The organism is Actinomycetospora straminea, from assembly GCF_028737255.1.
Classification (GTDB): Bacteria; Actinomycetota; Actinomycetes; order Mycobacteriales; family Pseudonocardiaceae; genus Actinomycetospora; species Actinomycetospora straminea.
Genome location: NZ_JAQZAN010000013.1, coordinates 163,182 through 175,005, shown reverse-complemented (window position 1 = coordinate 175,005; position 11,824 = coordinate 163,182). Strand labels below are relative to the sequence as shown.

8 protein-coding genes are annotated in these 11,824 nt (G+C 75.6%); 2 read left to right on the top strand and 6 right to left on the bottom strand.

Annotated features, from left to right (window positions below; all coding sequences use genetic code 11):
* Positions 1-10: 10 nt before the first annotated feature.
* From PH190_RS18660 to PH190_RS18635, 6 genes are all read right to left on the bottom strand, one after another.
* On the bottom strand, positions 11-1,786 hold the full coding sequence (locus PH190_RS18660; RefSeq protein ID WP_274233031.1) for an Hsp70 family protein: 1,776 nt from the start codon (positions 1,784-1,786) through the stop codon (positions 11-13).
* 93 nt (positions 1,787-1,879) lie between these two features.
* Positions 1,880-2,833, bottom strand: coding sequence for a hypothetical protein (locus PH190_RS18655; protein WP_274233030.1), 954 nt, complete (start codon positions 2,831-2,833; stop codon positions 1,880-1,882).
* 90 nt (positions 2,834-2,923) lie between these two features.
* Positions 2,924-4,378 (bottom strand): dynamin family protein, encoded by a 1,455-nt coding sequence (locus PH190_RS18650; protein WP_274233029.1) that lies wholly within the window; start codon positions 4,376-4,378, stop codon positions 2,924-2,926.
* A gap of 260 nt (positions 4,379-4,638) precedes the next feature.
* Positions 4,639-6,555, bottom strand: a complete 1,917-nt coding sequence (locus PH190_RS18645; RefSeq protein WP_274233028.1) for a dynamin family protein — start codon at positions 6,553-6,555, stop codon at positions 4,639-4,641.
* Between the two features lie 159 nt (positions 6,556-6,714).
* A complete protein-coding gene (locus PH190_RS18640; RefSeq protein WP_274233027.1) occupies positions 6,715-8,211 on the bottom strand; it encodes a hypothetical protein in 1,497 nt (498 codons plus the stop codon).
* Positions 8,212-8,444: 233 nt separating this feature from the next.
* Positions 8,445-9,623, bottom strand: coding sequence for a lysylphosphatidylglycerol synthase transmembrane domain-containing protein (locus tag PH190_RS18635; protein WP_274233026.1), 1,179 nt, complete (start codon positions 9,621-9,623; stop codon positions 8,445-8,447).
* Positions 9,624-9,837: 214 nt separating this feature from the next.
* On the opposite strand from PH190_RS18635, the gene PH190_RS18630 reads away from it, so the two are divergent.
* Positions 9,838-10,899 carry a hypothetical protein gene (locus PH190_RS18630; protein ID WP_274233025.1) on the top strand — a complete coding sequence of 354 codons (1,062 nt, stop codon included), beginning with the start codon at positions 9,838-9,840 and terminating at the stop codon, positions 10,897-10,899.
* Positions 10,900-10,916: 17 nt separating this feature from the next.
* Positions 10,917-11,804, top strand: coding sequence for a hydroxymethylglutaryl-CoA lyase (locus tag PH190_RS18625; RefSeq protein ID WP_274233024.1), 888 nt, complete (start codon positions 10,917-10,919; stop codon positions 11,802-11,804).
* The last annotated feature ends 20 nt before the right edge of the window (positions 11,805-11,824 follow it).

The window sequence follows — 11,824 nt, the reverse complement described above, 5'->3', positions numbered from 1 at the left end:
TCAAGAGCCGTCAGGACCCGCTGCTGCCCGAGCCGGTCCCCCCGCCGTCGGTGCCGGACCCGCCGTTGCCGTCGGTCGGGTCGCAGCACACGGGCTCGGGCGGGTTCGGGCGGTGCGGTTCGGAGGTGTGCTCGCTCGTGCGGCCGGACCCGCCGCCACCGCCGCTGCTGGGGGCGCGCCGCGTCCGGGTCTCCCCGCCCTGACGGCCCGTGCCGGACGCCGGGGCGTCGGCGGTCGGCGCGGACGGCGAGGCGGGCGCGACCGACACCGGCGCGGGCACCACCGCCGCGGGCGGCGGCGCGACGATCGAGGCGTCGGTGGGCGCCGGGGACTCGGCGGACGCGACGCGGTAGACGTAGGTGCCGCCGCCGGCGAGCAGCGCCAGCAGCAGCGCGGCGGCGATGGCCATCGGCACGCGCCGCCGCCGCTTCGGCTCGGGCTCGGGGCCGCCCTGCAGCGCGGGGGCCGGCACGCCGGCCGCGGGCGTCCCGGCCGGAGCCGGTCCGCGCGCCGGGATCGGCCGCCCGACCCCGGGCATCACCGAGGTGATCGGCACCCCGCCGACCACCGGCATCGCCCCGGACGGCGGGCCGGTGCGCCGCGGCGGCGGCAGCGCCCCGGGACGGCGGAAGGTACCCGACGACGGGCCGCCCGTCATCGGACCGACCGCGGTGGTGGCCGCCGCCGCGGTGCGCCACACCTGCGGGCCCGTGGCGCCGCCGGGCGCGGTGCCGCCGTGGACGTACTCGGTGTGCGCCATCCCGGCGGCGCCCAGCACGATGGCGTGCTTGGGGTGCGCGTCGACCGCGGTCGGGCGCCCCAGCTCCGCGGACACCATCTGGGCCACCAGCGGGATCCGCGACGACCCGCCGACGAGCAGGACGGTGGTCAGCTGCTCGGGGCGCACGTTCGCCGACTCGAGGGCCCGGCGCAGCGACGCGATCGTCGCCGTGATCGACGGGCGGATCATGTCCTCGAACTCGCCGCGGGTCAGCCGCACCTCGGTCTGCAGCGACGGCAGCATCACCGGGATCGTCGTCTCGGTGTCCGCCGAGAGCGCCTCCTTGGCGAGCACGCAGTCCTGGCGCAGCCGGATCACCGCGCTCGTCGCGTGCGGGTCCGACGGGTCGAGCGCGGAGACCGGGCCGCCGAGCACGCGGTCGACGTGCGCGAACACCGCCTCGTCGAAGTCGATGCCGCCCAGGCCCTCGATGCCCTCCGGCGTCCCGAGCAGCTCGAAGCCCTTGCCCGCCGTGCGCAGCACCGTCGCGTCGAAGGTGCCGCCGCCGAGGTCGTAGACCGCGACGGTGGCGCCGTCCTCGAGGCGCTCGTTGGTGGCGTAGTGGGCGGCGGCCGCCTCCGGCTCGGTGATCATCTGGACGTTGCGCAGGCCGGCCTGGCGCGGGATCTGGTCGAACAGTTCCCGCTTGTACGGGCCCCAGTTGGCCGGGTGGGTCAGGGTCACGACGTCGGGCATCCCGCCCTCGCGCTCGCTCACCGCGCGCACCACGTCGCGCAGCTGGCGGGCCATGAGGTCGCCGGCCGCGTAGGGCGAGCCGCCGAGGATCAGCGGCATCGGGTCGCCGAAGCGCCGCTTCACCTCCCGCGCGACGCGGTCGGGCTCCGAGGCCGCGCGGCGCTCCGCGGCGTCGCCGGTGAGGACGGCACCGTCCTCCCGGATGAGGATCACCGAGGGCACGGCGGCCGCCCGGTCGCCGAGGGTGGCCATCTCCACGCGGCCGTCCCGGTCGACCGCCGCGGCGGTGAAGGTGGTTCCGAGATCCACTCCGAGTCCGTAGCCCACCGGAATCTCCTCTCTCGCTCGTGCGGTCGTGGGGGTGTCGTGTCGGGTGCGGGGTCGCGTGCGGGTCGGCGCCGGTCAGACGGCGAGTTCGCTCGCGTCGGGCGGGTCGTTACCGGGGCCGTCGTCGTCGGGGGAGGCCGCGGCGCTCGTCTCCGGTTCGTCCGGGGCGCCGCCCGGGTCGCCGGCACCGGGGGTCGGGTCGGGGGCGTCGAGGTCGTCGAGGGGGTCCGGGACGACGGCGGGTGCCTCGTCCCGGGCGTGGTCCTCGGGCGACACCGCGGGCGCCGGGATCGGCGCCAGCCCGGTCGGCGGGGTCCAGTCGGGGAGGTCGGGCGGGTCGTCGTCGGGGACCGTGACGTCGGCGGGCTCGTCGTCCAGCCCGCCCGCGGGCGCCGGCTCGCTGACGCCGTTGACGCTGCGGTCGTAGCTCACGGTGTCCACCGAGAAGCTGCCGTCGGGGTTCTCGACGACGTGCACCTGGCCCCGCTCGTGGATGAGCAGGTCGGTCTCGCGGGCCGGGGGCTCGGACACCGCGGCGTGGTGGTGCTCCTTGAAGACGTAGCGCTGCCCGGCGTCGTCGGAGATGACCATGTACTGGAAGGCGTCGACGTTGTACGCCGCGTCGGCGCCCTCGTTGACCACGACGTCCTGGTACATCTCGACCGAGAGCCAGCCGTCCCCGACGCCCTGCGGGTCGAGCACGCGGAACGACTCCGCCAGCGCCGGCCCCTCGCCCGGCACAGCCGGGACCTCGGGTGTCGTGTGCGCGACCGTGGTCACCGCGGCGCCGTCGGTCTCCGACGCGGCGGCGTCGACCTGGGTGCCGACGGCGATCGCCATGCCCAGCCCCGCGCCGGCCTTCGCCGCCCGGCGGGCGACCTCGCGGATGTGCGCGGGCGCGTCCGCCCCGTTCTCCTTCGCGCTGCGCAGCCAGTCGGGGATCACCCCGCGCACGTCGCGCTTCGCGGCCTCCCAGAGGTGCGCCGGCATCCCGGGGGGCACGGCGCTGGGGGTGGTCCGGACGGTCACGGCACGAGTCTCGGGCGGGGCGGACCGGGGGTCATGAGCAACGGCTACTCGGTTTCCGGTCCGGCCCGGTGGCGTGTTGCTCATCGGCCCTCACCACGACCCGAGCGAGCCGACGACCAGCCCCTCGCAGGTGCGCACCAGGATGCGCGCGGCCTGCCGGACGTCGCGGGCCGACGCCGGGTGCTCGGCGCGGCGCTGCCACTGGGCGAGCGCGGCGCGCGCCGCCCGCTGGACCTCCGCCGGCGGGGTGTCGGGCTCGAGCCCCAGCCGCTGCCGGATCTCGACGCCCCCGCCGCCGAGCAGCCGCTCCGCGGACTCCCGCTCGGCCTCGGTGAGCATGAGGGACCCGACGCGCAGGCCGTCGAGCAGGCGGACCTCGGCGAACTCGTGCGCCCCGGAGTTGACGATCTCGAGCTCGTGCAGCAGCTGCTGGGCCGCCGGCACCGGATAGCGTCGGATCACCGACTCGACGGCGAGCAGCGCCGACCGGGCCTTGAGCACCTCGGCGCGCCCGGCGAACCGGCTGAGCAGCGCCTCGCGCAGGGGCTGCAGGCCGCTGCGGGTGAGCAGCTCGCGCGACAGCGCGCCCGCCGTGCCGGCGACGCCGGTGTAGCGCAGGCGCACCGAGAGCCGGACGCCGAACAGGCCGAACCGGTCGAGGAGCGCGGCGCGGCGCGCGGGCGAGAGGTCGAGGTCGGGCATCTCCCGGTTCGCGAAGCGGTCGGCGGTCAGCAGCAGCGCCTCGACGTCGTCCTCGGGCGCCTCGGCGAGCTTCTCGATGGCGCGGAACTCGTCCTCGCGCAGGGTCGCGGCGGTGGACGCGAGGAGCCCCGCGACCGGGACGACGGTCTGGCACAGCGCCTGCACGCGCGGGTCGACGCGGTAGCGGTCGGCGACGCGCGCGGCGCTCTCCAGGGCATCGGGACGGCCGTGGCCCACCTCGTCGGCCCGGGCCAGCACGCCGAGGGTGTTGATCGGTCGGCGCTCGCTCGGGTCGTCGCGGAACGTCTCGAGGAACCGGATGTCGGACGTGTGGATGTGGCGCATGAGGTAGACGACCGCGTCGGCCGTGCTGGGGCCGCCGCCGTGCTCGTCCAGCGCCGTCTCCGTGCGCCGGGCGAGCTCGGTGGTCAGCGAGTCCATGCCCGGGGTGTCGATGAGGGTCATCGTCTTGAGCGACGGCGAGGGCCAGTCGACGACGAGACGGTCGACGTCCTGGGCGCGCATGCCGCCGAGGTCGCTGTCGAGCAGGCCCCCGGCGGGCCCGGGCGGCAGCTGCCGGGGCGGGCCCTGGTGCGGGTAGGCCATGACCCGGTAGGTGAGGCCGTCGCGGTACCAGGTGACGACCCGCGTGCACTCCCCCGCGTCGGTGGCCGCGAGCTCCTGCCCGACCAGGGCGTTGAGCAGCGTCGACTTGCCCGACTTGATCCGGCCGGCGATCGCCACCCGCAGCGGTTCCTCGAGCCGGGCGGCCGCCGCCTGCAGGCCGGGCAGCGCGGGGCCGCCCGCGTAGATCTGCTGGGCCTGCTGCACGAGACCCCGCACGCGGGTCAGCAGCGACGACGGCGGGGGCGGCGCCGGGCGCGGCGGTCCGGGTGGGCCGGGTGGTCCGGGTGGCCCGGGTGGTCCGGGTGGCCCGGGTGGGGGTCCGGGCGGCGGGAACCCGCGGGGCGGGCCGCCCGGCCCGGGTGGGCCGAAGCCACCCGGCGGACCACCGGGACCCCCGGGACCACCGGGCCGACCGGGGCCCGGGAAGCCGCGGGGCGGGGTGCCGGACGGGCGTGGGCGCCCCCGGTCGTCACGGTTCACCGGGCGGCCTTGGCGGGTGCGGCCTTCGCGGGTGCGGCGGCGACGGCCGGGGCCGGGGTGCCGGCGGCGAGCCCCGACGCGCGGGTGCGCTCCAGGTGGGCGGAGAGGTCCTCGACCCGCGCCTTGAGGGCGGCGAGCGACTGGAGGTCGGTCTCGGCGCGGCTCCGGGCGCCGGTGTCCGACTCGGTGGCCTTCGCCGCCTCCGTCGCCGCGGCGAGCGCCTCGGTCGCCGAGCGCTGGAGCTCGGCCACGCGCTGGGACCAGGCGTTGCGCAGCTCGCGCTGCACGTGGCGCACGGCGTCGCGCGAGTCCTTGCCGAAGTGCAGGTTGAACTCGTCGACGAACCGGCGGACCGCCGCCTTGGCCTCGCTGCGGCGCTTCTCCAGGGCGCGCTTCTGCTCCTCCTTCCAGCCCATCCGCCCGAGCAGCAGGCCCGGGATGAGCCCGAGCCCCATCGGGACCGGCAGGCCGGTCATGGTCGTGAGCATCGTGAACATGAGGAAGCCGCCGTAGGACTTCTGGAACGCGGCCATCCCCGCGCCCTTGGCCTTCTTCTCGGCGAACGAGGCGTCGGTGCTCAGGTCGTCGAGCAGCGCCACCGGGGCGGCGACCTCGCGGGCACGCACCACCTGCGACTCCGCCATGTCGAAGTGCTGCCCGACGGAGATCGCGACCTCCTTCGCCCGCGTGACGAACAGGGCGTAGTTCTCCAGCGCCTCGCCGGCGAGGCGTTGGCGCAGCCACGCCTCGAACTCCTCCCAGTTCTTCGCCGGGTCGCCCTCGTCGATCGACTTCTCGGCCTCGTGGACGACCTTGCGGGTGCGCTGGCGCAGGTCGAACTCGGTGTCGGAGGAGATGTCGGCGAACCCGTCCTGCAGCACCGTCTGCCACTTCGACGAGCGCTCGCGCAGAGCGTCGGCCCGCTCCTTGGCCCGCGTCAGCTCGGCGACGAGCTCCGCCGACCGTCGTGGGTCCGCCAGGGCGGCGAGGCGGGCGCGCGCCACGACCTCCATCTGCTCCACCGCGGAGTGCACGTGGGTGATCGCCGCGTCGAGGGCGAGGCGCTCCCCGCCGGTGACGATCTCGTTGAGGCGCGCGATCAGCGTCGGGAAGCCGGACTCGTTGTTGAGGTCCTTGCTCATCGTGCTGGCCGCGAGCGAGCGCACCTCCGACGACACCGCCAGCGACTCGATCTCGATCCCGGCCCGCCGCAGGTGCTCGCGGTCGCGCTCGAGCATGCGGTCGGAGTGCGGGTAGAGGTCGGTCTTGGTCAGCACGAACAGGACCGTCGGGCACAGCTCCCGCACGGTGCGCAGGAACGCGACCTCGCTCTCGGTGAGCTCCTGGCTGCAGTCGCTGACGAAGAGCACGGCGTGCGAGCGGGGCAGCGAGCTGATGGTCGACGCGTTGGACACCGACCCGATCCCGCCCACGCCGGGCGTGTCCACGAGGACCAGGCCGTTGGACAGGATCGGCCGGTCGAGGCCGACGGTCACGCGCCGCAGGCCGCGGGTGTTGCCGGGGTTGCCGGCCTCGGAGGCGTACTGCGCGACGTCCGACGGCGCGATCGTCTCGTTCCAGCCGGCGCCCGCCGCCCCGGAGGTCGGCTCGAAGACCGCGCTCGCGGTGAGGGCCTTGGCGTAGCGCACCTCGGTCAGCACGGCGGTGGCGACGTCGTCGTCGACGGGGCAGATCGGGGCGCTCAGCAGCGCGTTGATCAGCGAGCTCTTGCCCTGCTTGAACTCGCCGACGACGTGCACCGTGATCGACGAGTCGCCGAGGATCTGCTTGGCGCCCCTGAGCCGCGCGACCAGGTCCTCGCGCTCGTAGGCCTGCGCGCCCTTGATCGCCATGTCGATGCTCTCGACGGCGTGGCGCGCAGCGGCGCTCTGCTTCTGCTGCTGGACCGCCATGCCTCTCCTCTCACCCGCCCGGGGACGAGCCTCCGCCACCCGGGCGTGATCGTCATGAGTAGCGACTACTCATGTCCGGCGTGCCGGCCGTGACCGCGCGCGACGGCCCGGCACGGTCACGAGACCGTGCCGGACCGTCGGTGCCGGGCTCCGGCAGGATCAGCCGTCGACGGTCTCCGAGCCGCCGCCGTCCGAGCCGCCGTCGGAGTCGCCGCCGCCCGAGCCGCTCGAGCCGCCGCTGGACTCGAAGCCTCCGCCGCCGGACTCGAAGCCGCCGCCCGACTCGAAGTCGTCGCCGCCGCCGCTGCTGCTGCTCGCGCCGACCGACTCGAGGACGGGCTCCTCCTGTTGCTGCTGCTCCTCGAAGCCGCCGCCCGCGCTCGAGGAGCCACCGGCCGGCTCCTCGGTGGACGAGCCGCTGCCGCCGCCGTTGCCGGGGCCGTGGAAGACCAGGTCGCCGCCGGCCGGCTCGATCTCGATCTCCTCCGGCGCGGGCTCCTCGTCGATGTCGGGGAAGGGCGAGGTCTGCACCGGCTGGTCACCGTCCTGACCGACGGGCGTGGTCGCCGGCGGCTCCTCCACCGGCGCCTCCTCCTCGGCCACCGGCTCCTCACCCACCGGCTCCTCACCCACCGGCGGCTCCGGCGTCTCTTCACCCACCGGCGGCTCGGGCGTCTCCTCACCCACCGGCGGCTCGGGCGTCTCCTCACCCACCGGCGGCTCCGGCGTCTCCTCACCCACCGGCGGCTCCGGCGTCTCCTCACCCACCGGCGGCTCCGGCGTCTCCTCACCCACCGGCGGCTCCGGCGTCTCCTCGCCGACCGGCTCCTCGGGCGCCGGCTCCTCGGGCGCCTCCTCACCCACCGGCTCCTCGGTCGTCTCCTCGCCGGCCGGCGGCTCGGGCCAGGTCTCCGGCCAGGTCTCCTCGCCCGGCGTGTGGGTGGGCAGGCCCTCCTCGTCGATGGGCGGCATCGGCGTCACCGGCGGAACGGGCTGGTGGTGCGGGTGGGTCTGGTACCACTCCTCCGGGTCCGGGCAGTACGGCGGCCGCGGGGCGTCGGGGCAGTAGTCCGGGTTGTAGCCCTCGGGGCGGTGCACCGGGTGGTAGCAGTCCGGGTTGTAGTGCGGGTGCCAGCAGTAGGGGTTCTCGATCGGGTGGAAGCCCCACGGGTTGTGGACCTCGTGGTAGCAGTGCGGGTTCCACACCGGGTCGTACTCGTACGGGTCGCAGTAGTGACCCGAGGGCTCGAGGTTGTCGTAGAGATAGCTGCAGTCGGGACCGCAGTACGTGGCGTGGGCGGGGCAGTTGTAGTCCCGCGGCAGGCAGCCCTGCTCGATGTAGGTGCTGCAGCTGTCGTAGGGCGGGCACTCGTCCTTGATGTACTCGTCGCCGGGCGGCTGGTGGCCCCACTCGCCCTCGCCGTGCTCCTCCTCGGACGTCGGCTCCTCGGGGGTCGGCTCCTCAGGGGTCGGCTCCTCGGAGGTGGGCTCCTCGGGCGTCGGCTCCTCGGTCTCGCCCGGCGGCGTCTCGGTCCCGGGCACGGTCGGCGCGGTGCCGGCGGGGGGCGTCAGGTCGTCGACCTCGCTCGCCGGGTCGGCCAGGGGCTGCATGGCGGGCTGGGCGGGGATGTTCGCGGGGTTCGCGGGGATGGTCATGTCGGTCTCGTTCCGTTCCGGGGGGACCGGTGTGCCGGGCCCGCTCTCTCGGTCGGGACAAGACTGCGGGCGCCGGTACCCCCCGGTCATGAGCAGCGAACTACTCGATGGCGACCGCGGTCGCGCGGGGACTACTCGGTCGGGACGGTGCGGCGCGGTCGATGCGCCCCACGGACATGAGTAGCGCGCGTCACCCCGCGCCGGCGCTACTCACCGGCGGAGGGATCGGCGGGTCAGCGCGAGCCGGGCGGACGCCCGGCCGCGGTGTCGTGCTCGGCGGTCGGGCGGTCGGCGTCGAACCGGGAGTCGGCCCGCGCGCCGTCCGGCGTCCCGTGGGCCGTGTCGACACCCTCGGCGTCGTCGCCGGCCACGGCGGCCGGGGTCTCCTTGGCGTGGACGACGAACCACGCGACCCACCCGGCGGCGGCGACCCCGACGAAGCTGACGAGGCGGTAGAGCAGGACCGCCGCGAGGGCGGGGTGCGACGGCACGCCCCCCGCGACCAGCGCCGCGAGCAGCGCGCCGTCGACGAGACCGAGCCCGCCGGGCAGGAACGCCGCGCTCGAGGCGGCGGTGGCGGCGGCGTAGGCGACGAGCACCAGCGCGAGCGTCATGCCCTCCGCGCCGACGGCGACGCAGCACGCCGCGAGGCAGGCGATGTCGAGCAGCCAGTTGGCGAGCGCCGCGCCCCCGACGACGACCCGTCCGCGTCCGCGGAGCTCGATGAGCTGCAGCGCGGCGATCTGGTCGGCGAGCTCGGCGACGCCCGTCTCGCGCGGACGGTGGCGCACACGGTTGACCAGGCGCAGGCCCCACGAGCCGGCGGCGACGAGGAGCCCGGGGCGGCGCGCGACGACCACGACGCCCGCCCCGAGGGCCGCGACGCCGAGGATCTGCAGCACCATCCAGGTCAGCGAGGTCGGACGCCCGCCGACCACGAGCGCCGAGCTGAACGCGATCGCGGCGAGCGCGAGGCTCGCCGCGACGCCGCCGGCGACCATCGTCCAGGTCGTCGCGGGCACCGTGGCGCCCCACGCGCGGCGGCGCTTGTAGGTGTAGGCCGTCGACAGCGCGGCACCGCCCGGGACGGTCAGGTGCAGGGCGTTCGCGGCGAGCGTCGCCATCGTCACCGCTCCGAGCGACACCCGCACCGACGCGGCCACCAGCAGCCGGTGGTGGAGCACGGAGAAGGCGACGAGCGCCCCGGCCTCGCAGGCGACGGCGACGACGACCCACCACGGGTCGGCCTCGAGGAGCGCGGCGCCGGCGGCCTGGACCGTGGGCCACACGATGACCACGCCGGTGGTGACCACGGCCGCCACGAGGATGCCGGTGGTGATGCGCAGCACCCGGCGGGTCCGCGGGGTGGCGCTGGTCAGGCCCGTCGACGCGGTGGTCACGGTCGCGCTCACCCCTCCACTGTCCTCCTGCCGGCTCGATCACCGATGGGTGACCGATCACGCCCGCGGGCACGCGTGGCGCCGACGGAGACCACACGACCGGTCCGGGCCCGGCGACGAGCGGTCCACCGCGAGACGGGGTGAGCCCGCACCGCAGCGGTGACATGCTGCCCGACGACGTCGGCGCCCCGACGTGCCCCCGGGTCGAACGAGGAGGACACCCGCCATGAGCCGCCGCGTGGACGCCGACCTGCTGCTCGTCGGGAGCCTCCCGGTCGACTCGCCCGACGAGGGCTTCCGGGCCGGCGCGGAGCTGTTCGCCGACCGCGTCGCGGCCCTGCCCGACGGGGAGTCCGGGGCCCGCGGCGCCTGGGTCGGCTACGACCGCACGACCCTGCTCGAACGGCACCCCGACATCGCGGTCATCGCCCCGTCGCCGTCGCCGACCGGACGCGCCCGGCACGCCTACGACACCGCACGCCTCACCGTCGCCGACGGCGTCGAGACCCTGCGCTTCGACGCGTGGCCGCGGATCGCCGAGACCCTCGCCTCCTACGAGCGGTTCGTGGCGCTGCGCGCCGACGGGGTGATCCCGCCGGCCCTGCGCTTCCAGGTGGGCCTGCCCGGCCCGTCGAGCGTGTTCACCGCCGCGTTCAAGGACGACTACGCCCGCAACTGGGCGATCGTCGGACCGGCGCTCGAGGACCTCTGGTCGCGCGCGATCGACGAGCTGCTGGCGACGATCCCGGCCGGCGACCTCGCCCTGCAGTGGGACCTCGCCTACGAGGTGATCGACCTCGAGGGCGTGCTGGCCTGGACCGAGGGTGACGCGTGGGACCGCTTCGCCGGGCCGTGGTCGCGGCTGGCCCCGCGGGTGCCCGAGGACGTCCTCATGGGCCTGCACCTCTGCTACGGCACGTTCCCCGAGTGGCCGATGTTCGAGGCCCGCGACATGGGCCTCATCGTGCGGATGGCGAACCACGCCGTGGCGCACGCCGGGCGCCCGCTGGACTGGGTCCACCTCGCCGGACCCCGCTACCTGCGCAGCGAGGACGACGCGTTCTTCGCCCCGCTCGCCGACCTCGACGTCCCCGACACCCGGGTCTTCCTCGGCATCGTGCTGCCGATCGACGGCGCGGACGGCCTGCGGCGCCGGCAGGCCACCGCGGCCCGCCACCTCGCCGACTTCGGCGTCGCCCAGTACTGCGGCATGGGCCGCCAGCGTGGCGAGGATCCCGCGGCGACGCTGCGCGAGCACGCCGCGACGGTGGCCGCCGTCCGCGGATAGGGGGCAGGATCGGGCGCGTGGTCGGGATCGTGGAGGTCAGCCCGCGCGACGGGCTGCAGAACGAGCGGGCGCTGCTGGAGACGGGCGCGAAGATCGAGCTGATCGAGCAGGCCACCGCGGCCGGCGCGCGGCGCATCGAGGCGGTGTCGTTCGTCCACCCGAAGCTGGTGCCGGCGATGGCCGACGCCGAGGCCGTCATGGAGGGCCTGACCCGCGCGGACGGCGTGTCGTACATCGGGCTGGTGCTCAACCGCCGCGGCTACGACCGGGCGGTCGCGGCCGGGGTCGACGAGGTCAACGTCGTCGTGCCCGCCTCCGACGGGTTCGCCAAGGCCAACCAGAACTCGACGACCGCGGCGCTCACCGAGGTCGCCGAGGAGGTCCTCGCCGAGGCCGCGTCGCGGGACCTGTTCGCGTCGCTGACGATCGCGACGTCGTTCGGCTGCCCGTTCGACGGCGAGGTGGACCCGGACCGCGTGGTCGAGGTGGCCCGCCGCGGCGCCGCGGCGGGCGCGAAGGAGATCGCGATTGCCGACACCATCGGCGTCGGGGTACCGACCCAGGTCCGCACGCTGCTCGACGGGGTGCGGGCCGTGGCCCCGGACGCCCTGATGCGGGCGCACTTCCACAACACCCGCAACACCGGCTTCGCCAACGCCGTCGCCGCCCTCGACTGGGGCGTGGACTGGCTGGACTCGTCGAACGGCGGGATCGGCGGCTGCCCGTTCGCCCCGGCGGCCACCGGCAACATCGCCACCGAGGACCTCGTCTACCTGCTGCACCGCATGGGCCACCCGACCGGGCTCGACCTCGACGCGCTGCTCCCGATCGCGGGGTTCCTGTCCGACCAGCTCGGCTACCGCGTCCCCGCCCTGCTGCCGCGCGCCGGCGGCTTCCCCGGCTGAGACGCGTCCCGGCCGACCCT

Excerpts from the sequence above, each read along its gene's own strand:
- PH190_RS18640 (WP_274233027.1), bottom strand. The coding sequence starts at position 8,211 with ATGACCATCCCCGCGAACCCCGCGAACATCCCCGCCCAGCCCGCCATG.
- PH190_RS18630 (WP_274233025.1), top strand. The coding sequence starts at position 9,838 with ATGAGCCGCCGCGTGGACGCCGACCTGCTGCTCGTCGGGAGCCTCCCG.
- PH190_RS18645 (WP_274233028.1), bottom strand. The coding sequence starts at position 6,555 with ATGGCGGTCCAGCAGCAGAAGCAGAGCGCCGCTGCGCGCCACGCCGTC.